At 71.1% G+C, this 24141-nt stretch carries 21 protein-coding genes; 12 read left to right on the plus strand and 9 right to left on the minus strand.

The features are described from left to right. The first annotated feature begins 7 nt into the window (after positions 1–7). The 4 genes from ACFQO7_RS25870 to ACFQO7_RS25885 all read left to right on the plus strand — a co-directional run bounded on the left by ACFQO7_RS25870 (position 8) and on the right by ACFQO7_RS25885 (position 5133). Positions 8–1519, plus strand: a complete 1512-nt coding sequence (locus tag ACFQO7_RS25870) for a sodium/solute symporter (RefSeq protein WP_360534902.1) — start codon at positions 8–10, stop codon at positions 1517–1519. A 10-nt stretch (positions 1520–1529) separates the two neighbouring features. Next, a complete protein-coding gene (locus tag ACFQO7_RS25875) occupies positions 1530–1925 on the plus strand; it encodes a hypothetical protein (RefSeq protein WP_376808797.1) in 396 nt (131 codons plus the stop codon). A 74-nt stretch (positions 1926–1999) separates the two neighbouring features. Beyond that, positions 2000–3562, plus strand: a complete 1563-nt coding sequence (locus ACFQO7_RS25880; RefSeq protein WP_376808798.1) for a class I adenylate-forming enzyme family protein — start codon at positions 2000–2002, stop codon at positions 3560–3562. Beyond that, positions 3559–5133, plus strand: a complete 1575-nt coding sequence (locus tag ACFQO7_RS25885; protein ID WP_376808799.1) for an MFS transporter — start codon at positions 3559–3561, stop codon at positions 5131–5133. The genes ACFQO7_RS25880 and ACFQO7_RS25885 overlap by 4 nt, the downstream gene beginning before the upstream one ends. Here the strand turns inward: ACFQO7_RS25885 and ACFQO7_RS25890 are convergent. Continuing rightward, positions 5096–5326 (minus strand): hypothetical protein, encoded by a 231-nt coding sequence (locus ACFQO7_RS25890; protein ID WP_360534894.1) that lies wholly within the window; start codon positions 5324–5326, stop codon positions 5096–5098. The genes ACFQO7_RS25885 and ACFQO7_RS25890 overlap by 38 nt on opposite strands. A 296-nt stretch (positions 5327–5622) precedes the next feature. Here ACFQO7_RS25890 and ACFQO7_RS25895 point away from each other — a divergent pair, with 296 nt between their 5' ends. After that, a complete protein-coding gene (locus tag ACFQO7_RS25895; RefSeq protein WP_360534892.1) occupies positions 5623–5844 on the plus strand; it encodes a hypothetical protein in 222 nt (73 codons plus the stop codon). Between the two features lie 100 nt (positions 5845–5944). Continuing rightward, the gene (locus tag ACFQO7_RS25900; protein WP_376808800.1) at positions 5945–6736 is read left to right on the plus strand and encodes a Clp protease N-terminal domain-containing protein; all 792 of its coding nucleotides are present in this window, start codon (positions 5945–5947) and stop codon (positions 6734–6736) included. A gap of 24 nt (positions 6737–6760) precedes the next feature. On the opposite strand, the gene ACFQO7_RS25905 is transcribed toward ACFQO7_RS25900, so the two are convergent. Then, entirely contained in the window at positions 6761–7078 is a 318-nt protein-coding gene (locus ACFQO7_RS25905; RefSeq protein WP_376808801.1) for a hypothetical protein, read from the minus strand. Between the two features lie 468 nt (positions 7079–7546). On the opposite strand from ACFQO7_RS25905, the gene ACFQO7_RS25910 reads away from it, so the two are divergent. Next, on the plus strand, positions 7547–8713 hold the full coding sequence (locus tag ACFQO7_RS25910; RefSeq protein WP_376808802.1) for an endonuclease: 1167 nt from the start codon (positions 7547–7549) through the stop codon (positions 8711–8713). A 12-nt stretch (positions 8714–8725) separates the two neighbouring features. Here ACFQO7_RS25910 and ACFQO7_RS25915 read toward each other — a convergent pair whose 3' ends face one another. Continuing rightward, entirely contained in the window at positions 8726–9406 is a 681-nt protein-coding gene (locus ACFQO7_RS25915) for a DUF1345 domain-containing protein (RefSeq protein WP_376808803.1), read from the minus strand. Positions 9407–9423: 17 nt separating this feature from the next. Beyond that, positions 9424–10899, minus strand: coding sequence for a GGDEF domain-containing protein (locus ACFQO7_RS25920; protein ID WP_376808804.1), 1476 nt, complete (start codon positions 10897–10899; stop codon positions 9424–9426). A 110-nt stretch (positions 10900–11009) separates the two neighbouring features. On the opposite strand from ACFQO7_RS25920, the gene ACFQO7_RS25925 reads away from it, so the two are divergent. Next, positions 11010–11507: an HAD domain-containing protein gene (locus tag ACFQO7_RS25925; RefSeq protein ID WP_376808805.1), complete on the plus strand. Its 498-nt coding sequence runs from the start codon at positions 11010–11012 to the stop codon at positions 11505–11507. A 121-nt stretch (positions 11508–11628) separates the two neighbouring features. Here the strand turns inward: ACFQO7_RS25925 and ACFQO7_RS25930 are convergent, their stop codons facing one another. The 3 genes from ACFQO7_RS25930 to ACFQO7_RS25940 form a co-directional block, all read right to left on the minus strand. Beyond that, complete coding sequence (locus ACFQO7_RS25930) at positions 11629–13971, minus strand: glycoside hydrolase 5 family protein (RefSeq protein ID WP_376808806.1); 2343 nt, start codon at positions 13969–13971, stop codon at positions 11629–11631. 149 nt (positions 13972–14120) lie between these two features. Next, positions 14121–15551, minus strand: coding sequence for a GH1 family beta-glucosidase (locus tag ACFQO7_RS25935; RefSeq protein ID WP_376808807.1), 1431 nt, complete (start codon positions 15549–15551; stop codon positions 14121–14123). Positions 15552–15579: 28 nt separating this feature from the next. Continuing rightward, positions 15580–16602, minus strand: coding sequence for a LacI family DNA-binding transcriptional regulator (locus ACFQO7_RS25940; protein ID WP_360534872.1), 1023 nt, complete (start codon positions 16600–16602; stop codon positions 15580–15582). A 394-nt stretch (positions 16603–16996) separates the two neighbouring features. Between ACFQO7_RS25940 and ACFQO7_RS25945 the strand changes: the two genes are divergently transcribed. The 4 genes from ACFQO7_RS25945 (at position 16997) to ACFQO7_RS25960 (ending at position 21793) form a co-directional block, all read left to right on the plus strand. Beyond that, complete coding sequence (locus tag ACFQO7_RS25945; RefSeq protein WP_376808808.1) at positions 16997–18307, plus strand: ABC transporter substrate-binding protein; 1311 nt, start codon at positions 16997–16999, stop codon at positions 18305–18307. 133 nt (positions 18308–18440) lie between these two features. Beyond that, a complete protein-coding gene (locus ACFQO7_RS25950; protein ID WP_360534868.1) occupies positions 18441–19403 on the plus strand; it encodes a carbohydrate ABC transporter permease in 963 nt (320 codons plus the stop codon). Positions 19404–19418: 15 nt separating this feature from the next. Beyond that, positions 19419–20318 carry a carbohydrate ABC transporter permease gene (locus ACFQO7_RS25955; RefSeq protein ID WP_376808809.1) on the plus strand — a complete coding sequence of 300 codons (900 nt, stop codon included), beginning with the start codon at positions 19419–19421 and terminating at the stop codon, positions 20316–20318. Continuing rightward, positions 20315–21793 (plus strand): MGH1-like glycoside hydrolase domain-containing protein, encoded by a 1479-nt coding sequence (locus ACFQO7_RS25960; protein WP_376808810.1) that lies wholly within the window; start codon positions 20315–20317, stop codon positions 21791–21793. Before ACFQO7_RS25955 ends, ACFQO7_RS25960 begins: the two co-directional genes overlap by 4 nt. A gap of 305 nt (positions 21794–22098) precedes the next feature. Here the strand turns inward: ACFQO7_RS25960 and ACFQO7_RS25965 are convergent, their stop codons facing one another. Further along, entirely contained in the window at positions 22099–22443 is a 345-nt protein-coding gene (locus tag ACFQO7_RS25965) for a MazG nucleotide pyrophosphohydrolase domain-containing protein (protein ID WP_376808811.1), read from the minus strand. Between the two features lie 357 nt (positions 22444–22800). Continuing rightward, positions 22801–24057, minus strand: coding sequence for a GDSL-type esterase/lipase family protein (locus ACFQO7_RS25970; RefSeq protein ID WP_376808812.1), 1257 nt, complete (start codon positions 24055–24057; stop codon positions 22801–22803). Between the last annotated feature and the right edge of the window lie 84 nt (positions 24058–24141).

Below are 24141 nucleotides of genomic sequence, written 5' to 3' on the forward strand. Positions count from 1 at the left end.
TGCGGCTGTGAATGCCTACGCCCTGTTCGCGATCGCGACCGTCACCGTGGCGACGGTCGCCATCGGCGCGTGGGGGATACGGCTGGTGCGGGGCACGTCGGATCTGCTCGTGGCGTCGCGCATGGTGAGTCCTACGCAGAACGCGGCGGCGATCGGCGGGGAGTACCTGTCGGCGGCGAGCTTCCTCGGGGTTGCCGGGCTGATCCTGGCGTACGGCGCGCAGATGCTCTGGTATCCGGTCGGGTTCGCGGCGGGGTACCTGGCGCTGCTGCTGTTCGTGGCCGCGCCGCTGCGGCGGTCGGGGGCGTTCACCCTGCCGGACTTCTGCGAGGCGCGGCTGGCCTCGCCCCGGCTGCGGCGGCTGGCGACGGCGTTCGTGCTGTTCATCGGGTGGTTCTACCTGCTGCCGCAGCTGCAGGGGGCGGGGCTGACGTTCCGGATCGTGACCGGTGCGCCGAGCTGGGTCGGGGTGGTGCTGGTCGGCGCGGTGGTGACCGGCAACGTCGCGTTCGGCGGGATGCGCTCGGCGACGTACGTGCAGGCGTTCCAGTACTGGCTGAAGCTGACGGCGATCGCGGTGCCCGCGTTCTTCCTGCTGGCCCGGTGGAACGACGACGGGCGGCCGGCGATCCCGGTCGACGACGCGTGGCTGGCCCCGTCCGGCGGCATGGTCGCCACGTATTCGCTGATCCTGGCGACGTTCCTGGGCACCATGGGGCTGCCGCACGTGCTGGCCAGGTTCTACACCAACCCCGACGGCGGCTCCGCCCGGCGCACGACCACCATCGTGCTCGGCCTGGTCGGGCTTTTCTACCTGTTCCCCACCGTGTACGGGGTGCTCGGCCGGGTCTACACGCCCGAGCTGGCCACCGGGCGCAACGACACCGTCGTGCTGCTGCTCCCGGCGGCCGCGCTCGGGCCGGGTCTGGCTGCCGACGCGCTCGGCGCGCTGGTCGCGGCGGGTGCGTTCGCCGCGTTCCTGTCCACCTCGAACGGGCTGCTCACCAGCGTCGCCGGAGTGCTCGCCAACGACGTGCTCGGCCGGGGGCGGCTGGCGGTCTGGGGGCCGCTGCCGCTGTTCCGGGCCGCGGCGCTGTTCGCGGGCGCGGTGCCGATGGGCCTGGCGCTGGCCGTGCACGGGCTGAACGTGTCGCAGGTCGTCGGGCTGGCGTTCGCCGTGGCCGCGTCCAGTTTCTGCCCGATGCTGGTGCTCGGCATCTGGTGGCGGGGGCTGACCGCGGCGGGTGCGGCCGCGGGCATCCTGGCCGGGGGCGGCAGCGCCGTCGTGGCCGTACTGTGGACGATCTTCCTGCCGCCCGCGCCGGGCCTGGCCGCGGACCTGCTGGCGCAGCCCGCCGCGTGGACGGTGCCGCTGGCGTTCGCGGTGATGGTGTCGGTGTCGCTGGCGACCCGGCGGCGGGTGCCCGGGGCGGTCGGGGCGATGCTGCTGCGGCTGCACGCGCCGGAGACCCTGCACACCCCGCAGACGCAGCGCGAATCCGAAACATCGCGGTTGTAGCGTGGCTGCCGTGGGTGATCGGGTACGGGTCGACCTCGCCGCGCACCGCCGCGTCCGGCCGCGCCCCGGGGCGCATGACGAGCTGGTCGAGCAGACCCCGATGGGCGACGCGCTGGTGCGGGAACTGATGCGGGTGCAGCTCGGCCTCGCGCTGCGGCTGGCCGCGGTCGTCGCGGTCGCGCTCGGCGGCCTGCCGCTGCTGTTCAGCCTGTGGCCCGCCGGCACCCACGTGTCGGTGGCCGGGATGCCGCTGCCCTGGCTGCTGCTGGGCGTCGTGTCGTTCCCGTTCCTGGCCGGGGCCGGCCTGGTCTACACCCGGCTGGCCGAACGCAACGAGGCCGACTTCGCCGCGCTCGTCGGTCGCCCGGCCGACCGCGCCGCCGGCTCCGAGCTGTCGCCGCAGTGACATCGAAAGATCTAGACGCGCTGACTCACCGCCGTTAGTGTGACCTTTCTGACCTCGCAGAAGGGGCCTCGGCTGTGGACAACGACGTGGCAGCCCGCAGTTATGTGTGGCGTGCGCTGGACCAGTTCGCCGGTTACGGAGACGCCGAGGCCATCTGCGCCCCCGGCCGCACCCTGACCTATCAGGAGCTGCGCACCGCCGTGCTGACCATGGCGAACGCCCTGCACGAGCAGGGGGTGCACGCGGGCACGTCGGTGGCGATCCTGGTCGGCAACCCGCACGAGGCGATCTTCCTGCAGCTGGGCCTGCACCTGCTGGGCTGCCGTTCGGTGTGGATGATCCCGTCGGCGCCGCACCGGCACCGGGTCGAGTTCCTGCGCCTGGCCGAGGCGGACGTGTTCGTCTACGACGCCCGCACCCACGATCAGCTCGGCCGCGAGCTGCTGGCCGAGGTGCCGCACCTGTCGGTGCTGTGCTTCGGCGGCGGCGGCCTCGGGCCCGACCTGCTCGCCCGCCCGCCGGTCGACGCCCCGCCGATCGGCCGGGACGGCCCGGACGCCGAGCCGCACTCGCTGTTCCAGACCGGCGGCACGACCGGCACACCGAAGCTGGTGCTGCACCGGCACTCGTTCTTCCAGACCCTGATGCTGTTCTCCGACCACTGGACCGCCTCCGGCGGGCACCACCTGCGCCACCTCGCTGTGTCGGCGTTCTGGCACGTCAGCGCGCAGGTGCCGGTGCTGATGACGCTGTTCACCGGCGGCACCCTTGTCATGCACGACCGGTACGACACGCAGCCGTTCCTCGACGCGATCACCCGGGACCGGATCACCAGCATCCTGCTCCCGCCGCCGCTGCTCTACCAGCTGCTCGACGACCCGCGGCTGGCCGACACCGACACCAGCACGCTGCAGATGATCTCGTGTGGCGGCAGCGCCGCCGCGCCGGCCCGGCTCGCCCAGGCCGTCGAGCGCTTCGGGCCGGTGCTGCGCCCGGTGTACGGCATGACCGAGGCGCCCTTCATCACCGCCCAGCCCAACCTCACCGTCGACCCGGCGCACCCGGAACGGCTCGGCTCCTGCGGCCTGCCGTTCGGCGACATGCGCGTCGAGATCCGCGCCGCCGACGGCACGGTTCTGCCCGCCGGGGAGACCGGCGAGGTCTGGATCAGCGGCAGCCTGATGATGGACGGCTACTTCGGCGAGCCCGGTCTGACCGCGCAGACCCTGTCCGGCGGCTGGCTGCGCACCGGCGACGTCGGCCGCCTCGACGCCGACGGCTACCTGTTCCTGGTCGACCGCCTCAAAGACATGATCATCACCGGGTACGGGTCCACGAACATCTACACCCGCCCCGTCGAGGACGCGCTCGTCGCGCACCCGCAGGTCCGCGCGGCGGCCGTCATCGGCGTGCCCGCCGACGACACCGGCGAGGCCGTGCACGCGTACGCCGTCGTCGAACCCGGCTCCGGCGTCACCCCCGACGAAGTGCGTGACTTCGTCATCGCCGAACTCAACGAGATGTGGGCGCCGCGCACCGTCGAATTCGTGGACAGCCTGCCGCTCACGGCAATGGGCAAGATCGACAAGAAGGAGCTGCGGGCCCGTTACCTGGCCACGGCCCCGGCGACGGCGTGACCGCCGAGGCCGTCCCGCGCCGCCGCGGCGGCCTCGTCGGCGTCCTGCTCGCCGAGACGATCTCGCAGGTCGGCACGAAGATGACCTTCGTGGCGCTGCCGTGGCTCGTGCTCGTCGAGACCGGCAGCCCCACCATGATGGGCCTGGTCGCCGCCGCGGAGATGGTCCCGTACGTGGCCGTCGGCGTGCTCGGCGCGCCGTGGATCGACCGGCTCGGCGCGTGGCGGGTCACCGTCGATGCCGACCTGCTCAGCGCGGTCGCGCTGATGGGCCTCGTGCTCGGCTACCGCGACCTCGGGTTCGCGGCGCTGCTGGTGCTCGTCGCCGTCGCGGGCGCGCTGCGCGGGCTCAGCGACCGGGCGCGGGCCGTGCTGCTGCGGCCGATGATTGAGCAGGCCGGGGCGGAGACGACCCGGATCACCGGCCTGTACGACGGCATCGGCCGGTTGACCACGCTGATCGGGGCACCGGTCGGCGGGCTGCTCATCGCGTGGACGGACCCGCTGACCGTGATGGGCCTGGACGCGGCCACGTTCGCGGCGTCCGGGCTGATCGTCGCGGCACTGGTGCGGATGCCGCCGCCGGTGGCCGCTGCGGACGAACCCGGCCCGCGGGAGCCGTACCTGGAGTCGCTGCGCGGCGGGTTCGGCTACCTCGGGCACGACCGGCTGATCCTGGGCGTGCTGGTGATGCTGTTCGTCAGCAACCTGGCCACGCAGGCGCATCAGGTGGTGTTCGTGCCGCTGTGGGTCAGCCAGCGACTGGGGACACCGGCCGGGCTGGGCGTGGTGTTCGGGTCGTTCGCGCTCGGGGCCGTGGTCGGCAACATCGCGTTCACCGCCATGGCCAAGCGGCTGCCCCGCTACCTGACGCTGACGGCGGGATACCTGGTCGGTGGCGCGCCGCGGATGTTGGTGCTGGCGTTCGCCGACGAGCTGCCCGTGGTGGTGACGGTGCTGTTCCTGTCGGGCGTCGGGCTGGCGGCGGTGAACCCGATCATCGGGGCGGTGCTGTACCAGCGGGTCCCGGCGGCTTACCAGGCGCGGGTGTTCGGGCTGGCGGCGGCGTTCGCGTACGCGGGGCTGCCGGTCGGGAGCCTGGTCGGCGGGTGGCTCGCGCAGGGGGCGGGGCTGACCGCCGGCTTGGTGGTGTGCGGGCTCGTGCTGCTGGCCGCGACGTTGAGCCCGGTGTTCGGGTACCGGACGTGGAAGCAGCTCGACGACACCAGCACTGCGTTCGACGTGCCGGAGACGGTGCCGCCGTTGACGGTGACGCTGGCATACGCCGGCGGGACCTGGCGGGTCCTGGCGACCCGAGGGCGGACGGAGCTGGCCGCGCCGCGCGAACTCGACACGGCCGCGGCGCTGCGCACCGTGGGTGCGCTGGACGTCCCCGAGGCGTACGCCGCCGCGGAGCGCATCGTCGCGGGCGAGCGCGAGCAGGCCCAGGCGGAAACCGACCGGCTGCGGGCACTGCTCGCCGACGCGCAGGCGAGACTCGCCAGGCTGGACGTCGGGTATCCGGCCCCCGAACTCACTGCGCCCGGTGAGCCACGACCTCCCCAGCGCTGATCTGGGGCGGGTTCGGCAGCAGTGACGCCAGGTTGTCCTTCACCCAGTCGGCCGCCATCCGGTTCGACTCGTCCGCGCCGTCCCGGCTCGCGAAGACGCTCGTCGAGACCATCACGCCGTTTCCGGCGTCGACCCAGTAGTAGGCGAGCAGACCCGGAACGGCGCTGATGATCGGAACGAACCCCTCCGCCACGCGTCGTGCCGCCTCACGGGGGTCGGTCACTCCTTCGTAACGACGTACGGTCGCATACATATGAACCTCCCTCCTGAGATCGATTCTGGCATGGTGTGATCCCGGATTCTGCTGCATAGGCGCTTGTCAGATCGCGTCCCATTCGGCGTTGTGGCAGGTCAGCGGGTTGCGTCGCATTGCGCGTCGCTGTGGTGCGCCATCCATTCCGGGCCGATCGGCAGCCCTGTCGACGGTAGTGAAAGGATCTCGGGGTGGGTCCGGCTCCCCATCGGACCACTGACGACGAAGGAGTTGCCATGCCGGTTTCCGCCGACCTCGCCAAGCTGCTGGACAAGGAGTACCAGGACAAGCCCCTGGAGGAGATCGTCAACGCGCCGGTCGCCGCGCTCGCGGGTGTGAGCGAGCGTGCCGCCGCCGCGATCAAGGACGCCCTGGGCGTCAAGACGATCGGCGAGCTGGGCCGCAGCCCGTACTTCCGCGCTGCCCGGGCCATCGTCGACCTGACCGACGCCAAGTAGTCGCGTCGCGGGCCGGCCGCCGGTGACGGTGGCCGGCCCACGCCTACCCCCCGGGCCTTTCGCGACTGTGGCAGGATGCGCGGGACCCAGGGGCGGGGCCATGCTCAACCGTTTGACCGAGGAGGCGCGCCAGGCGCTGGTGATGGCGCAGCAGGCGGCACGCGGCCTGCGCTACGACAGCCTCGACAGCGGCACACTGCTCCTCGGCCTGCTCACCGACCACGCCGACGCCGCGATCCGGGCGCTGGCGCAGCAGGGCATCACCTTCGAGGCGGTACGCGGGAGCTGCAGTCCCGCTGTCCGCCGAGCCACCCGGCCGAACGCAAGGGCGCGGTGCCCTACACCGCCGATGCGAAGGCGTTGCTCGACGCGGCCTTCGGGCACTCTCATCGGCTCAAGCACGAGGGCGTGCTGCGCGATCTGGCTTCGCGACGACTACCGCCTCGACGACCACGCGATCCGCATCGGCTCCTGGGCGCGCATCGGCGTCTCGCGCGAGGTCTTCCACCGGCCCGCCGAATCCGGCTACGTGATCGCGCGCGAACTCGCCCACCTGCTGCGCAAGGACCCGGCCCGGGGCGCGGCCGCCCGCTGGCGGGAGCGCAGCCTCATCCTGCCCGCCGTCCTCACCTTCACGCCGTGGATCTGGGGCGTCGCCGCCGCGAGCATCCTCCTGCACCGGGTGGTGAACAACTGGACGGCCGAACTCGGCAGCGACCACATCGCGGTGACGCTCCACGGTCCTGGGCAGATGGCGTCGTGGGTGAAACGTACCTTCACGTCGACCGCCTGGCCGTCGATCACCCATCCGCCCTATGCCTGGCGGCTGTGGCTGGCCCGGAGAAGCCGCGGCACGGTGTACGGTCCGAGGCCCGACCTCCTCGAACCGTGACCATGGTGATCACTACTCATGGTGTCAAGGCGGCGACACCGGTCTGACGATCATGATCCTGCCGTGGCGGCGGAAGCGGGGTGCGCGGTACTCCACGACCGTCTGCCCGCCCAGCTCGACGACGGCGCTCGCCTCGGCCTGGCCGAAGGGCTCGCCGTTCCTGTGGACCACCCGCACTTCGACCCGGTGCGGCCCGGCGGCGACGGCCACGGTGTGGATGCCCCAGCTCCGGACGAGCTGGTCCACCCCGTCGATGCTCAACCGCGGCGTGCTCGTCCGGTATACCCGAGTGAGGTGCGGGTGGGCCAGCGTCACCCGCAGCGTTCCCTGCCCGATCGACACGATCACTCCCCTCCGGCACCATTGTCTCCGCGACCGGCCGATCGGGGGGCCTGATCGGCCGCCGCCGGGTGGCCGTCGTGGCGAGACGGCGGCGTCACGCGCCCAGGATGCGCGCCTAAGCTGCACCGGCTCAAGCAGGCGGGCGCGGCGCGTCAGCATAGGAACGGCCGGCAACACGAGCAGCGGTCGTCGGCCTTCGCCGCGGGTGCCCGCCGATGACCGAGCAGAGCGGCCCGTTCGACCTGGTCACCGGCGTATGGAGCCGCCACCGCGTCAGCGGTGCCTGATCCTGTTCGTCATCCCGTGCACCTGCCCGGCAAGGTGGGGGCATCGTGCGGCCCCTCATCACGCTATGACCAAACTGGAATGGTCCCCGGACCAGTGCGAACGCGGTCCGGGAGAGTGAACTGTCTTGATGCGACAGCTCGGCTCTTCTGCCCGTGCGCCGCGACCCATAGCATTCTGGCCATGAATATGTCGAAGCTGACTTCCGTCGGCGGCAAGCGGCTCGCCGTCGCGCTGGCCGCCGCGGTCGCCGTCGCCACGGGCGTCGCCACCATGTCGGCTTCGGCGGCGGCTCCGCTGACCGTGGCGGCGGCACTGTCCGCACAGGACGGACGCTCCGCCACCGTGCTCGGCTACATCGTCGGGCAGCCCACCGCGACGAACACGGTGATCAAGTCCGGGTTCACCGGCGACACCGCGATCGCGATCGCCGACTCGGCCGCCGAGTCGAGCACCTCGCGCATGCTGTACGTGCAGGTCACCGCCGCCTACCGCAGTGCCTTCGGGCTGCAGAGCAACCCCGGGCTGATGGGCCGGCAGGTGACCGTCACCGGGACGCTGACGGCGTACTTCTCCCACGGCGGGCTCAAGGACCCGACCGCGATGAGCCTCGGCGGCGGCTCGACGCCGTCGCCCGCGCCCAGCGCGTCGAGCGGACCGTACGACCCGACGTACTACGCGAGCGCGCTCGGCAAGACCGGCCCGGCGCTGCGCACCGCGCTGCACGACATCATCAAGGTGCAGACGAAGATCACGTACGCGCAGGTGTGGGACGGTCTGAAGGCCACCGACCAGGACCCCAACAACGCCGACAACGTCATCCTCATCTACAGCGGGCGCTCGCAGAGCAAGACCACCAACGGCGGCGGGGTCAACGACTGGAACCGCGAGCACGTGTGGGCGCAGTCGCACGGCGACTTCGGCACCGCGACCGGCCCCGGCACCGACCTGCACCACCTGCGGCCCGAGGACGTGACGGTCAACTCCACCCGCGGCAACAAGGACTTCGACCTCGGTGGCTCCGCGGTGGGCGAGGCGCCCGGCAACTACACCGACACCGACTCGTGGGAGCCGCGCAACGCGGTCAAGGGCGACGTCGCCCGGATGCTGATGTACATGGCCATCCGGTACGAGGGTGAGGACGGCTGGCCGAACCTGGAGCTGAACAACTCGACCAGCAACGGTTCGGTGCCGTACATCGGCAAGTTGTCGGTGCTGCTGCAGTGGAACCTGCAGGACCCGCCGGACGCCTTCGAGAAGCGCCGCAACCAGGTCATCTTCGACAGCTGGCAGGGCAACCGCAACCCGTTCATCGACCACCCGGAGTGGGCGACGGCGATCTGGGGCTGACCGCCGGGGTGGTCAGCGGACCAGGCCGGCGATGAGGTTGATGGCGCCCGCCACGATGACCACCCCGAACAGGTACGCCACCAGCGCGTGCACCAGCACCGTCCGCCGTACCCGCCGGTCGCGCAACGTCGTGTCCGACACCTGGTACGTCATCCCGATCGTGAACGCCACGTAGGCGAAGTCGCGGTAGTCGGGCTGGTCGGACTGCTCCGAGCCGAACTGGATCGCGCCGCCCGGCGAGCGGAAGTACAGGTGCGCGTAGCGCAGCGTGAACACCGTGTTGACCACCACCCACGACACCAGCACCGTCGACCCGGCGATCGCGACGTACAGCCCGCGCAGCGAGCCGCTGGACAGCCCGGCCAGGCGCAGCGCGACGAACACCCCGGTCAGGCTGGCCACGCTGGCCGCGAGCAGCAGCAGCGTGGCGGAGCCGCGGCTCTCGTCCTCCCGGACCGCGAGCTTGCGGGTCGTCGTGCCGTTCGCCCGCAGGATCATCGGCCAGGTCGCGGCGAGGAACGTCAGCGCCATCACGTTCCAGCCGCCGATCGCCGCCAGTTCCCAGGTCGTGGTCATCGCCAGCCCCGCCCCCGCCAGCAGCCCGAGGCAGGCGACGACGGCCGCGCGCCGCAGCGCGGGGGCGTGCCAGCCCAGCCAGCGGTGGTAGAACGTCGGGGACGGTATGCCGGGCATGCGTCCAGTCTCCACGGTCACCCGGCCGGCCACACCGCGTACTGCGGGTCCTGTTTGGCCGTGTACATGGCCAGGTCGGCGCGGCGCAGCGTCGCCTCGGCGGGCTCGTCGGGGCGGCGCAGCGCGACGCCGACGCTGACCGCGCTGCCGCTGTCCCGCGCGGCGGCCACGAGCCGGTCGGCGACCCGGATCGCCTCGGCGTCGTCGCGTACCTCCAGGACCGCGACGAACTCGTCGCCGCCGACCCGGAACAGCTCGTCGCGCTGGCGCAGGCAGTCGCGCATGCCCGTGGCCAGGTCCACGAGCAGCCGGTCGCCCGCGGCGTGCCCGAGCCGGTCGTTGACCTGTTTGAAGTTGTCCACGTCGATGACCAGCAGCGCGGTGCGGCCGGCCCGCGCGGCGGCGAGCCGCTCGGTGAACGGGCCGACGTGGCGCAGCCCCGTCAGCGGGTCGGTCTCGGCCAGGGCCTGCATCTGGTGCAGGGCCCCGAGGCGGTCGTAGCACTCGGCGGCGTTGGCCATCAGCAGCTCCAGCACGGTGACCGTGCCCGCGTCGACGCGCACCCGCAGCTCGTCCATGACCAGCATCGCCACCTCCAGCCGCGGGTCGGGGGCCGTTCCGCGTACGGGGAAGGCGAGCAGCGTACGCACGCCGGCCTGGACGAGCGGTTCGAAGCCGCGTACGTCCTCGCCGGACGGGTCGCCGAGGGTGTGCGAGGCCCCGTGCCGGCAGACCGCGTCCACGAGCGCCGACAGCACGTCGGGCGGCAGCTCGGCGACGCGTGTGGGCAGGTCGGCTGCCCCGGCGGCGGTGTACACGGCGGTCTGCCGCAGCGGATGCCGCGGCTCGCCACGGGGTGTGGCGCGCCTTGTCAGCACCGTCGCGCCGCCCAGGCCGGTGAGTTCGACGGCGGCCCGGCAGGCCAGCTCGGCGAGCTGCCCGCCGCTGTGCGCGCCGGCGAAACCGAGGGTGTGGCGCAGCAGCAGCTCCGCGCGCGACTCGGCGGGCAGGCCGCCCAGTTCGTCGATGCGCCGCCGCAGCCGCAGGCCGACCTCGGCCAGCTCGTCCGCCCACAGCACGGGGTCGGTGACGACATGGTCGAACTCGATGTTGACCACGCCGATGGGCGGGTCGGGCGGCGCGCTGAGCGGGGCGCAGACCACGGAGCCGACGGGGCGTCCGGCATGCAGGCCCGAGTACGCGATCGAGGCGTCGTCGATCGCCGCCGGGCGGCCCGTGGCCAGCACGTGGCCGACGACCCCGTAGTGGCTCGGCACCGCCGCGGGGGCCTGCCACGCGCCGCTGAACGCGACCACCGCCAGCTGGCCCGGACCGAGCAGCAGCACGTCGACGGCCGCACCGGTGTGGCCGTGCAGCACCGACACCGCGGCGTTGCAGGCCCGCGCCACCGAGTCGCAGCCGGCCGCGACCTGCGCCACGTCCTCGATGACACCTTTGCCGAGCCGGGGAGCCATCACATCCCGCCATGCCACGCCGCCTGCCGCGGACCGATATCCAGCCTAATCCCGGGCACCCGCCCGGCGGCCCGGTTCCGGCACGGCCGACGCCCCACCGGTGCGCGCGTGGCGGCTATTCTGCGCCGATGACGGGTTCCACGGACCGGCCGCTGCTCTTTCTCGACGTCGACGGGCCGCTGATCCCGTTCGGCATCCCGGTGCCGGCCGCCACTACGGAGCCGCCGCTGGACGACGCACATCCGCTGCTGGCGCGGCTCGATCCTGGACACGGCCGCCTGCTCGCCGCGCTGCCGTGCGACCTCGTGTGGGCCACGACGTGGCTGGACGACGCCAACGAGGTGATCGCGCCGCGGCTCGGGCTGCCGCGGCTGCCGGTCGTGGACTGGCCGGACGACGAGGACGACTCGCCGGGCCGCGTGCACTGGAAGACCCGTGGGCTGGTCGCCTGGGCCGCGGGGCGGGCGTTTGTCTGGGTGGACGACGAGCTGACAGACCACGACCGTGACTGGGTGGCGGCGCACCACGAGGGCCGGGCGCTGCTGCACCGGGTGGACCCCCGCCGGGGCCTGGAGGCCGCAGACTTCGCCGCCATCCGCGACTGGCTGGCGGCCCTGGAACGGTGAAGATCGCCGTTTCCGGTCGGAAGATGAGGCCGGACCTCAGGATGTGACCGGAAACGGCGATCTTCGCCCGGCCGGCCCGCCCACGGCCCGGGGGAAGGTGGGACGTGGGCGGGCCGGCGGGTCAGATGCGGTAGATGGCCAGGCCCATGATGGCGGGCTTGCCGTACGCGCCGGTGACGTTGATGTTGAGGACGCCGTCGGACACCGTCACGGTGTACGCGCCGTTCTCCCGCCAGTGGCTCAGCGCCAGGTCACCGAGGTTGCTGGCCTTGAGGATGCCCTCCAGAGTGACGTTGAACCGGCGCGTGTTGCCCTGCACCGACTCCATCTCCCAGACGTACACCTGGTAGGTGCCGTTGGCGACGGTCTGCGACATCGAGATCGTGCCCAGGTCCGTGCCGATCAGGCCGGTGTGGAGCATGTCCACGGTGGCCGCATCGGGCAGCGGGCTGGGCGTGACGGTGTTGGTGTGGGCGGTGCCGCCGGACACGGTGAACCCGGTGGACTGGGCCGTGGTCTGGCTGACCCACTGGTTGCCCTCGATGACGACCGCCGGCCCGTTGAGGTTGATCCCCTTGACGAATCCGGTGGCCGGCGGCGTGGACGGGGACGGCGAGGCGGGCGGTGCGGACGGCGACGGGGAGGTGGTGGACCCGCCGGTGACCACGGCCCGGTCGAGGGTGACGACCGTGCCGGAGGCGCTGGCGTTCTTGGTGCCGGTGGTGCGGATCCGCAGCGTGTGGTTGCCCGAGGCCAGCACCGGGCTGGTCCAGACCGCCACGTCGCCGGTCTTGGTGGCGGCGTAGAGGTCGACGTTCACCTCGGTGCCGCCGTCGATCGACACCGCGGCGATGCCGTGGGTCGAGCCGGTGACGGCCCGGTAGACGACCCGGGTGCCGTTGAAGGCCAGGGTCGCGGTCTCGCCGGCATTGAGGCTCCAGCTCTGGCTGGCGTTGTAGAACACCGCCGGGGCGGTCTCGTTGCAGGCGGTGCAGTGGACCCAGCCGCTGTAGTTCCACTGGTTCTGGCCGGTGCCCTGGACCGAGTCGTCGATGTTGACGGTGCCCGGCGGCTGCGGCGACGCGCTGGGCGACGGCGACGGCGAGGCCGGGGGAGACGGCGGCGGCGACGACGGCAGGACGCCGCCGTTCTTGGCGATCAGGCGCGCGGCCTGGGTCGCGAACATCTGGTACGCCGGGTCGTACTGCGCCTTGGACGTGTCGGGTTCGCCGTAGATGGAGAAGCCCTCGCCGTTGTCGGGCGGCCAGATGAACGTGGCCGGGTCGACGGTGTCGTCCTGCGGGTGCGGCCTGGTCGCCGGGGGCACGACCTTGCCTTCGACCCGCCAGGACAGCCAGCCGGCGCAGTCGTTGTTGTTGTAGATCGTGTCGGCCCAGCCGCTGTAGATGCCGGACCGGGTGACCTTCTCCGCCGCGCTGCGGGCCGGGTAGGCGAACTCCTGCATGAGGACCGGCTTGCCGGAGGCCACCGCCGTCGCGCAGTGCTGGGTGATCAGGTTGTTGACCTGCGCGGGGGAGATGTTGTGGTACGTCGGGTAGGTGTGCCAGGTCTGGAAGTCGATCGCCGGCACGTTGGCGGCCTCGGTGTTCGGGTCGGAGCCCGCCTGCCCGCCGTAGAAGCCCTCACTGCCGGTGGTGACCAGCTGCTGGGCGCCCTGCGCCTTGATGTAGGACGCCATCTCCTGGTACCAGCCCTGCGCCAGCGACACCGAGCTGACCTCGGGCTCGTTCATCAGGTCCCACGCGAAGATGGTCGGGTCGTCCTTGTACTTCACACCCGTGATGCTGTTGGTGCGGTTGAGCACGAAGCTCACCCAGTCCTTGTACAGCTGCTTGGTGCGCGAGTCGCTGTAGAAGAACGTGTAGCGCTGCGCGTGGTTCGACCCGTTGTAGCCGGGGATGTACCACGAGTTGATCTGCTGGGTGCCGCCCGCCCACTGCCAGAAGTCCATCATCGCGATGTTGAGCTTCAGGCCGAGTTGCCCGGCCCTGGCGATGACGTAGTCCCAGCGGCCGAGCCCGTTGGTGGTGCTCGGGTTGAACGCGTAGGTGTTGGTGGCGGTGTCCCAGTAGATCAGGTACGTGCCGTGCATGCCCATGTTGGACGCGTCGCCGGTGCTGGCCGGGTTCCAGATGTGCGGCTTGGTGGTGCCGTCCAGCGACCCGATGACCGAGTGCAGGATGCCGCGTACGACGTTGTAGTTGCTCGCGTCGGCGTAGCCGAGCATCGAGTCGACCTCGGCACGGGTGCCCCAGCCGAGGTAGTGGCTGTTGGTGCCCGCGACGTAGAACGGCTTGCCGTCGAGCATGAACTTGGTGCCGGAGGTGGTGACGAAGCCGGGGGCGGCGTTCGCCTTGTTGCCGACGAGCAGGGGTAACGCCACGGCGAGGACCATCGCAATCATGAGCGGGATGGTGAGCCGGTTGAGCCGAAGAGCTTTCATGCCAGGTCTCCTACCTGTGTCTCTCCTGGTGCTCTGGGGGAGCGCCGCGTCCGGGGCCGGGCGCCCCGAACGCGACGTGCTTCGATTAATGCGCATCTTTCAAACAAGCCGGACACAGGCGTCCCCGCGTTCGGTTCTAGCGACGCCCGTCAGCCGGCTGCGGGCGGGTCCAGTGGAGGGATGGCGTTCGCGGCGATGACCTGCCGGAACCAGTGGCCGCTGTCCTTGACGGTGCGGCGCTGGGTGTCGCGGTCGACGTGGATCAGGCCGAAGCGCTGGCTGTAGCCGTACACCCACTCGAAGTTGTCGATCAGTGACCACATCACGTAGCCGCGCACGTCCACGCCGTCGGTGATGGCGTCGTGCAGGGCGGCCAGGTGCGCGTGCAGGTAGGCGACCCGGCCCGCGTCGTCGACGCGCCCGTCCGGGCCGACGATGTCGGGGGAGGCGACGCCGTTCTCGGCGATGACGATCGGCACCGGGCCGTAGTCGTGCCGGATGCGGTTGAGCAGCTCGCGCAGCGCGGCCGCGTCGACGACGCCGTGGATGGTGGACGGGCCGTCGGCGGGCGCGATGTGCACCAGGCCGTCGCTGCCGACCCACCGGTTGTACGGGTCGGCGGGGCCGGGACCGGCGGCGACGTACAGCGGCGTGTAGTAGTTCACGCCCAGCACGTCGATCGGCGCGGTGGCGGTGGCCAGGTCCCCGTCGCGCACGAAACCCCAGTCGGTGATGTGCGCCGTGTCGGCGATCAGGTCGGCCGGGTACTGCCCGCGCAGCAGCGGGTCGAGGAAGATCCTGTTGCGGAGGGCGTCGGCGCGGCGTACCGCGTCCTGGTTTTCCGGGGTGTCCACCGGCGTGCGGACCGGGGCGGGGTTGAGCGCGATCGAGACCTGGGCGGTGCCCGGCAGCGCGGCCCGCAGCGCCTGCACGCCCAGGCCGTGGGCGAGGTTGAGGTGGTGCGCCACGGTCAGCGTGGTGGCGTCGTCGGCGACGCCCGGGGCGTGGATGCCCGAGGCGTGCCCGAGGAACGCCGTGCACCACGGCTCGTTGAGGGTCACCCACAGCGGCACCCGGTCGCCCAGCCGCGCCGCGACCAGCGACGCGTAGTCGGCGAAGCGCTCGGTCATGTCCCGGTTCGCCCAGCCGCCCGCGTCCTGCAGCACCTGCGGGTGGTCCCAGTGGTAGAGCGTCAGCATCGGCTCGATCCCGTTGGCCAGCAACTCGTCCACCAGCCGCGAGTAGAAGTCCAGCCCCTTGGGGTTGGCCGCGCCGCGCCCGTCCGGCTGCACCCGCGGCCAGGACACGGAGAAGCGGTACGTGTTCAGGCCCAGCTGCGCCATCAGCGCCACGTCGTCGCGGTAGCGGCGGTAGTGGTCGACGGCCAGGTCGGCCCGGTCGCCGTTGTCCACCCGCCCGGGGACTGCGGTGAAGGTGTCCCAGACCGAGGGCGTGCGCCCGTCGGCGTCCAGGGCGCCCTCGACCTGGAACGCCGCCGTCGCCGCGCCCCAGCGGAAGCCCGCGGGGAACTCCGGCGGGGCGTGGCGGCGGTCGGGCGCGGTCTCCGTTGGGGCGGTCATCGGCGGCACTCCTTGCTGGTCAGGGCGGTCAGGACGTGCGGTATTTCCCAGTACTGCCGCGGGGCAGCAGCCGGTAGGGCTCGGCGGGCTGGGAGTCGGCCCCCGGCCCGCCGTCGATGGCGGCGAAGAGCATGCGCGCCGCCTGCGCGCCCCGGCCCGGGATGTCGTGGGCCAGCGCGGTCAGCTTCGGGTTGACCAGCCGGCACAGCCGGGAGTCGTTGAACGCGACCAGGGACAGCTCGTCCGGAACGGACAGCCCCATCTCCAGCGCGACCTCCAGGCCGGTCACCGCGGTCAGGTCGGTGTGGTAGATGATCGCCGTCGGCCGGTCCGGGGAGGCCAGCAGCCGCCGGGTGGCCTGGGCGCTGTCCTCGTCGGAGTAGTCCGCGCGCACCGTCACCGGTTCGGGCAGGCCGCGCAGGCGGCACACCTCGTGCAGGGCGGTGGTGCGGTCGACGATGTGGCGCATGTCGGGGTCGCCCGCGACGTGGGCGAGCCGGCGGTGGCCGAGCGCGGCCAGGTACTCGACGACGTCGGTCATGCCGGCCGCGTCCTGCGACCAGATGCTCGGCAGCGAGCCCGTGCCGACGGGGCCGCCGATGACGACGGCGGGCAGGTGCAGGTCTTCGAGTACGCCGACGCGCGGGTCGTCGTCGCGCAGGTTGAGCACGATGACGCCGTCGACGCGGTGCTCGGCCCACCAGCGGCGGTAGGTCGCGATCTCGGCCTCGGTGTCCTCGACGACCTGCAGGTTGAGCCCGCAGGAGCGGGCCGACAGCTCGGACTCCAGACCGCTGATCAGCTCCATGGTGAACGGCTCGGCCCCGAGCAGCCGCGCGGGGCGCTGCAGGGCCAGGCCGATCGCGCCGGCCCGGCCGCCGCGCAGGGCACGGGCCGCGCTGTGCGGCCGCCAGCCCAGTTCGGACGCCACGGCCAGCACCCGCTGGCGGGTCTCCTCGGAGACGCCGGGCTGGTCGTTGAGCGCGAACGAGACCGCCGACCGGGAGACTCCGGCACGGCCGGCGATGTCGGCGATGGTGGGGCGCTTCACGGCCGTCCTCCGTTCCGCATGGGCAGCTCCCTGGTCGTTGGCACTAAACCGATTTTGTTACGGACCGGGACAGTAGCAGCGCGCTCCGTCGCGCGGAAGACCCCGGTCGATCCGGCCGCCGCCCGGCGGGATCCGTTGAACCGCTGGAGATGTCTGCTCATCTGCGGTGATGCTCCTCTGGGGATGTGGCGGAAAAGTTTCCGGCGTAACACGGTGTTGACGTACCTGTGGGGGCGGGCTATGGTCCCGGTCACTGTTTCGATTTAGTTCGCCATCGCGTCTAGATGGATCGCGACAGGACCGCCGGGGCTCCGCTCCGGGGGCCCGCCCGATGCCGGCCGGACGCAAAGCTTCCGCACCTCTCCACGCGCATCGCACCTCACAGGAGTTCACTATGGAGCATGCTCGATCCAGGAAGTCCCGCCGGAGGCCCGGCGTCGTCCTGAGCGCGCTGCTGCTGGCCGCGTCGCTCGTCACGGCGGCCTGCGGCGGCGGCGACGAGCCCGAGGCCGCCGACGGCCCGGTCACCATCAGCTGGGGCTGGTGGAGCAACACCCCCGAGAAGGACGCGCTCTACCGCAAGTGGCTCGACGGCTTCGAGGCCGCCAACCCCAACATCAAAATCAAGTCCGAGTTCCTGCCCTGGGACGCGTACTGGGACAAGGTGAAGACCACCACCGCCGGCGGCAACGCGTACGACGTGGTCGGCCTGTGCTCCTGCTTCGCGGCGTCGTACTTCGACAACGAGGTCTTCGCCGACCTCAAGAAGATGGACGGCTACGCCGACGCCGTCAAGGGCGCCCAGCCCGGCCCGGTCGGCGTCTTCGGCTGGCAGGACAAGCAGTACGCGATGCCCGTCGGCATCTCCGTGCCGCTGGTCGGCTACAACAAGGACCTGTTCAAGGCCGCGGGCGTCGCCGAGCCCGACCCGGCCGTGCCGATGACCCTGGACGCCTTCAAGGAGATGGCGAAGAAGCTCACCAAGGTCAACGGCTCCGGCAAGGTCACCCAGTACGCCCTGCACCCGGGCAGCCTGAACTTCTGGGAGTCGCTGATCGCGATGCGCGGCGGCTCGATGTACGACAACTTCGTCAGCCCGAGCAAGGTCACCATCAACACCCCGCAGGGCATCGCCGGCCTGGCCGACTACGCCGGCCTGTTCACCGACAAGATCGTGCCGCCGATCGACGAGCAGCGCGAGAACCAGTGGCTCAACGGCGACCTGGACAGCCTGCGCACCGGCAAGGTCGCCATGGCCCGGGTCGGTCCCTGGAACTTCGCCGACATCGCCGCCAAGTCCCCGAACATCGGCGTGTTCCCGCTGCCGAAGGTCGGCGACAGCCTGGTCCTCTACTCCGGCGCCAACGGGTACGCGATCTCCGCCGAGAGCGAGCACCCCAAGGAGGCCTGGGCGTTCCTGAAGTGGATGCTCAAGACCGAGAACCAGGTCGAGTTCGCCAAGTTCAGCGACGTGCCGGTCGACGTCGAGGCGCTGAAGAAGCTGCCCGACTTCATCACCCCGAAGGACTTCGCGCCGACCCTGCTGGCCTCCGTGCCGGCCTTCCGCCCCGGTCTGCTGACCGTCAAGGAGGAGCTGGGCAAGGACGTCGGCCTGATCATCGACGACCTGGGCCGCGGCAAGCTCACCCCCGAGCAGGCCGCCGCCGAGATCGAGAAGAAGGGCAACGCGCTGCTGTCGCAGTGACCCATCCCTGCGGCGACGCCCCACACGCGCGGGGCGTCGCCGCCCGGGCCCGGCCGCCACGGGGGCGGCCGGGCCCACCCCGCCCGACCCCATCCGCGCCCGTTCCCGCAGGTCCCGACCGGAGGCGTACCGCATGACCATGGCTCTTAACCCGCAGCGGCCCAAGCGCCGCTGGTGGCGGCGGGAGGGGGTGCAGGGATACCTCTACATCAGCCCGTGGCTGCTGGGCTTCCTGATGTTCGGCGTCGCGCCGCTCATCGCCGCGTTCATGACCAGCCTGTCCAAGGCCAACGTGTTCCGCACGATCCGGTTCGTGGGCACCGACAACTACGAGAAGATCCTCACGAACGACCCGGTGTTCGCCACCATCGCCGGGAACATGCTGATCTACGTGATCGGCTCGACGGTCATCTCGATCGGCCTCGGCCTGATCCTGGCGCTGCTGCTGTTCAAGGACTTCCGCGGCAACCACGTCTTCCGCACCCTGATCTACGTGCCCAGCCTGCTCGTCGGCATCGCCACCGCGTACCTGTTCAAGCAGGTGTTCCGGGGCGGCGAGGTCGGCCTGGCCAACATGTTCCTCAGCCTGTTCGGCACCGAGCCGGTGAACTGGCTCGGCGACTCCGACAAGCCCTGGCTCGCGCTGGTCGCGCTGATCCTGGTCAACGTGTGGTTCGCCGGCGGCACCATGCTGATCTTCCTCGCCGGGCTCAAGGGCATCCCGGCCAGCTACTTCGAGGCCGCCCGCGTCGACGGGGCCGGGCCGTGGCAGATGTTCCGCAAGGTCACCCTGCCGCTGCTGTCGCCGGTCATCGTCTTCAACACCGTCATGGCGCTGATCGGGCACATCCAGGTCTTCGAGACCCCGCTCGCGTTCGCCAACAGCGGCGGCGTCGCCACCGGCAACCCGCTCGGCTACGAGAACAGCCTCGGCACCTTCGTCACCTACCTGTACGTCAAGGGCTTCGTCTACCAGGACATGGGCTACGCCTCGGCGCTGGCGTTCATCATGTTCGCCGCGACCCTGCTGCTGACCGGCCTGGTGCTCTGGCTGGCCCGGCGCTTCACCGCGTACGGCGACGCCGACCAGAACTGATCCCGGAGGACTGTCATGCACGACGTGTTGGAGCGCCCCGCCGCCACGACGCCCGCCCCGCCCGCCGCGAACCCGGTCAAGCGCCGCCGCAACAGCCGCACGCGCTGGGAGCTGACCGCGCGGATCACCGCGCTGAGCCTGTTCTGCCTGCTGCTGCTGTTCCCGTTCGTGTGGCTGGTGTCGCAGTCCCTCAAGGACACCAACCAGTACTTCGCCGTGCCGTTCGAGTGGATCCCCAGCCCGTTGCGCTGGGAGAACTTCACCGACGTCATCTTCAAGTACGAGTTCCTGCACTACATCGGCAACAGCCTGTGGCTGGCCGTCTACGCCGTCGTGGTCAACATCCTGTCGTCGTCGTTCGTCGCGTACGGCTTCTCCCGGTTCCGCTTCCCCGGCCGCAACGCGCTGTTCATGGTCGTGCTCGCCACGATGATGCTGCCCGGCCAGGTCATGACGATCTCGCTGTACCGCTTCTACCGCGACATCGGCTGGATCGACACCTTCTACCCGCTGCTGGTCCCGAAACTGTTCGGGGCCGCGTTCGAGATCTTCCTGTTCCGGCAGTTCTTCCTCAGCCTGCCCCGCGAGATCGACGAGGCCGCCCGCATCGACGGCTGCGGCACCCTGCGCACCTGGTGGCACATCATCCTGCCGCAGTCCAAGCCGGTGATCATCGTCGTCGCCGTGTTCACGTTCCTGGGCAGCTGGCGGGAGCTGTTCGGTCCGCTGATCTACCTCACCGGGGAGGAGAACCGCACCCTGCCACTGGGGCTGCTGTACTTCACCTCGCCGTTCGGCTCGTCGCTGCCCATGCTGATGGCCGCCATCGTCATCTCGCTCATCCCACCCGTCGTCCTGTACGCCCTCGGGCAGAAGTACATCGACAAGGGCGTCGCCATCGCGGAGATCAAATGAATGCCCCTCAGCCCGTCGCCGCTCTGGTTCCGTTGGACCGCTCGGCCCTGCCCGCGCCCGTCCTCGACGCCGAACCCGAGCTGGTCGAGCTGTACTGGGCCGCGTGGGAGCTGGCGTACCAGCACGTCGTGACGCGGGAGGGGGCGCCGCGCTCGCCGTACATGGACGAGGGGTTCGATCCGGACACGATCTGGATCTGGGACACGTGCTTCATGGCGCACTTCTGCAAGTACGCCCCCGACCTGTTCCCCGGGGTGGAGAGCTTCGACAACTTCTACCGGCCGATGTACGACGGTTCGCCGACCTCGTTGAAGATCCATCACCCGGACAACCCGCCGCTGTTCGCCTGGTCCGAGGAGGAGTACGTCCGCCACACCGGCGACCTGGACCGGGTCCGCCGGCTGCTGCGCGACAAGCGTTACCTGCAGCAGCACTTCGCGTTCATGGAGGGGACCCCGGCCGGCAGCCGCTTCCCGCACAGCAACATTCCCACCACCGTCGAGCGCGTCCCGCGCGGCTACCTGTGGGAGGGCGTGACCAGCGGCATGGACAACACGCCCCGCGCCCCGATCCAGGGCGAACACGGCACCTCCGGCGGCATCCTGTGGTTCGACGTGGCCGCCCAGCAGGCGTTGTCGGCCCGCTCCATCGCCACGCTCGCCCGGCTCATCGGGGATTCGGCCCTCGCCGAGGAGTACGACGCGCATCACGCGCGGCTCGTCGCGCTGGTCGACGACTTCTGGTCGGCCGAGCACGGGTTCTATTTCGACCGCTTCGCCGAGGAGCCCCACAACTTCCACCGGGTACGCACGCCCGCCGTGTACTGGCCCCTGCTGGCGGGCGCGTGCGACGCCGAGCAGGCCGCCGCGCTGGCCACCGCGCTCGCCGACCCGACCTGCTTCGGCGGCACGGTGCCCTGGCCGTCGGTGGCCCGCGACGACCCGGAGTTCCGCCCCGACGGCATGTACTGGCGGGGAGGGGTCTGGGTCCCCGTCGCCTATGCCAGTGCCCGTGCGCTGGCCGACTCCGGCCACCACGACGTCGCCCACCGCGCGTCCCTCGACCTGATCCGGCACATGGCCGCCACCTGGTCGTCCTACTCGCCCCCGACGATCTGGGAGGCCTACTCACCCACCCGCCCGGCCCCCTCCACGGCCAAGGACGACCGCACTCCCGTACGCCCCGACTTCTGCGGCTGGTCAGCCCTGGCCCCGATCTCCATGCTCATCGAACACGTCCTCGGCTTCCGCGTCGACGCCCTCACCCGCACCCTCCACTACCGCCCCCACCTCCCCGGCCGCACCGGCATCCGCAACCTCCGCCTCGCCGACACCCGCGTCACCCTCATCGCCGACGACCTGACGTTGACCATCGACACCGACGGCCCCATCACCCTCGCCCTCTCCGACCGCACCATCCCCCTCACCCCTGGCCACCACCTCGTGGAAAGGAAGGGCACCTTCACATCGCCATAGGTAGAGGAAGGGCACCTTCTTAACGTGGCATGCCTGCTGGGCTGCGGTGGAAGCACGCCGCTGGTGGGTAGGGCGTGGGCGGCGCGGGGGAGGGCAGGCGCGCGGTCGCAGGTAGGCGGCCGCGCGTCGCGCCGTCTTCGCCGGCGCAAGATCTGTTTTTATGGACGATGGACGTCGTCAGGGCAGCGTCCATCGTCCACAAAACAGATCTTCACGGGCGCGGTGAATTCGCGGAGCCGGGCGCGTCGAGCAACATCTTCGGACATGGCGTCGTCGGAGCCACCGACGACGGGGTGTTCGCGCAGTCAGTCCGCAGGGGGGAGCGCGTCCAAGCGGGCGGCCACGCGCCGCTCGACGCCGGCCATGGTGCGGGTGAACTCGGCGGCGAGGTCGAAGTCGCACCGCCGGGCCAGTACCAGCACCGACCACAGGCAGTCGGCCAGCTCGTGCGCGAGCGCCTCCCGCCCGCCGGGCAGCTCGCGCCGGCCCTCGGCGGCCATCACCTGCTTGGCCAGGTCGCCGACGTCGCCGACGAAGCCGAGCATCAGGTCTTCCCGGGTCCACGCCCGGCCCGTGGTGCGCAGGTTGAGTTCGTCGTACATCCCGCAGATCTGCAGCGCTCGCTCCTGCAGGCTTTCCAACTCCGTCATGGTCTCCCCGTCTGCTCCGTCGCGACGCCGCACGGTACCGCGTCGCCCGCCCGCCGTGGGGGCGCAAGCACGCAGCTCACCGCAGGCGAGGAGATAAGAAGGTGCCCTTCCTCTACGAAAAACGATGGGAAGGTGCCCTTCCTTCATGCAGTGGCGGCGCAGCCCCGAGGGGGTGCGCCGCCGCCGTTGTGTCAGAGGCCCTGAGCGGCCTACTCGAGTGCGAACTCCAGTGCGTACTCGAGAGCGAACTCCAATGCGGACATGGCGAACACCACCTTTCCGAGGACTGCCTGACGTGCGTGGACTCAGCTTCCTGCCCCCGCAACAAAGTGTCAAGCAACTCTATATTTAGATTGATTACGATCCGGTCAACAGATCCAGTGGCACGGCCTTCGCGATCGCCTCGTTGCCCGCGTCGTTGGGGTGGATGTGGTCGCCGCTGTCGAAGGCCGCGCGCAGTTTGCCGGACGCGTCGGGGTCGCGGAGCACGGCGTCGAGGTCGATGACGTCGTCGAACTGGTCGCTGTCGCGCAGGTACGCGTTCACCGCGAGGCGGGTGTTCTCCTTGCCGGGTGTCCACGAGCTGAACCCCTGGAACGGCCCCAGCGTGCAGGCCAGCACGCGCAGCCCGAGCTGGCGGGCCTGGGTGGCGAGTTGGCGCAGGCCGAAGATGATGCGCTCGGGGGAGTCGTCGTAGATCTGGATGTCGTTGATGCCCAGCGCGATGACGACCGTGTGCACGCCGGTCTGGCCGGGGGCGTCGCGCAGGAAGCGGGCCAGGCCGTTGACACCGAGTTCGGGGAAGCCGATCTCGGAGCCGTCGTGGGTCAGCGCGTTGCCGGCCAGGCCGAGGTTGAGCACGGCCGGGTCGGCCTCGCCCGTGTCGTCGTGCAGGCGGGTCGCCAGGTAGTCGGTCCAGCGCCGGTGCAGGCCGAGCGTGGAACCGTTGCCCGCGGTGAGCGAGTCGCCGAGGACTGCCACGGACCCGGCCGCGTGCCGGGTGCGCACGTCGACGCCGCTGAGGAAGAACCAGTAGTTGCGGCTGTCGGTGACCGTGTACTCGGCCTTCGCGGCCTGGTCGCCCGCGCCGATGTACGCCGGCTCGCGCGCGTTGAACTGGAACGTCACCGGGCCGGTCGCCACCGGCAGGAACACGCTGACGGTCAGCTCCTGCAGCGCCTGCACGGGCATCGGCACCGGGTCGCTGAGCACCTGGCCGCCCTTGGGCACGGTGACCTGCTGGCGGCCGTCGAACGTCAGCTCGCGCAGGGTGGCCGGCTGGATCTGCGGGGTGTCGTTGGCGACCGGCAGTGCCAGCGTCGCCCGGCCGACCGTCAGCGGCTGCGTGCCGTACGCGTTCGACAGGCGGATGCGGGTCTCGTCGCCGCCGACCGAGGTGCGCAGCGTCATGCGTACCGTCTGATTGGTGAAGCCCTTGCCGGCGATGCCGCCTCCGGCCGGGGCCAGCGCGGCCGCCCACGTGCCCACCCAGCCCTCGCCGGGCGCCGCCTCGGCCGGCGAGCCGGACCGGCCCCACGCGACGGCCAGGGTGAGCGCGGTGGCGACGAGCACGGCGGCCGCGACGACGACGCGCCGCTGCGAGGGATTGGCCACGGACATCGACCTTCCAGGGGGGACGCCGCACCACGTCGCGCGATGTCCGGGTAGGAGGTCATCAAAGACCGGTCATCGCACGTA

Source organism: Catellatospora aurea (genome assembly GCF_042663325.1).
Lineage (GTDB): Bacteria > Actinomycetota > Actinomycetes > Mycobacteriales > Micromonosporaceae > Catellatospora > Catellatospora aurea.

Coding starts and splice junctions, on each gene's coding strand:
- ACFQO7_RS25895 (WP_360534892.1), top strand. CDS start 5,623: ATGCCGGTTTCCGCCGACCTCGCCAAGCTGCTGGACAAGGAGTACCAG.
- ACFQO7_RS25900 (WP_376808800.1), top strand. CDS start 5,945: ATGCTCAACCGTTTGACCGAGGAGGCGCGCCAGGCGCTGGTGATGGCG.
- ACFQO7_RS25910 (WP_376808802.1), top strand. CDS start 7,547: ATGAATATGTCGAAGCTGACTTCCGTCGGCGGCAAGCGGCTCGCCGTC.
- ACFQO7_RS25915 (WP_376808803.1), bottom strand. CDS start 9,406: ATGCCCGGCATACCGTCCCCGACGTTCTACCACCGCTGGCTGGGCTGG.
- ACFQO7_RS25925 (WP_376808805.1), top strand. CDS start 11,010: ATGACGGGTTCCACGGACCGGCCGCTGCTCTTTCTCGACGTCGACGGG.
- ACFQO7_RS25930 (WP_376808806.1), bottom strand. CDS start 13,971: ATGAAAGCTCTTCGGCTCAACCGGCTCACCATCCCGCTCATGATTGCG.
- ACFQO7_RS25935 (WP_376808807.1), bottom strand. CDS start 15,551: ATGACCGCCCCAACGGAGACCGCGCCCGACCGCCGCCACGCCCCGCCG.
- ACFQO7_RS25945 (WP_376808808.1), top strand. CDS start 16,997: ATGGAGCATGCTCGATCCAGGAAGTCCCGCCGGAGGCCCGGCGTCGTC.
- ACFQO7_RS25950 (WP_360534868.1), top strand. CDS start 18,441: ATGACCATGGCTCTTAACCCGCAGCGGCCCAAGCGCCGCTGGTGGCGG.
- ACFQO7_RS25955 (WP_376808809.1), top strand. CDS start 19,419: ATGCACGACGTGTTGGAGCGCCCCGCCGCCACGACGCCCGCCCCGCCC.
- ACFQO7_RS25960 (WP_376808810.1), top strand. CDS start 20,315: ATGAATGCCCCTCAGCCCGTCGCCGCTCTGGTTCCGTTGGACCGCTCG.
- ACFQO7_RS25965 (WP_376808811.1), bottom strand. CDS start 22,443: ATGACGGAGTTGGAAAGCCTGCAGGAGCGAGCGCTGCAGATCTGCGGG.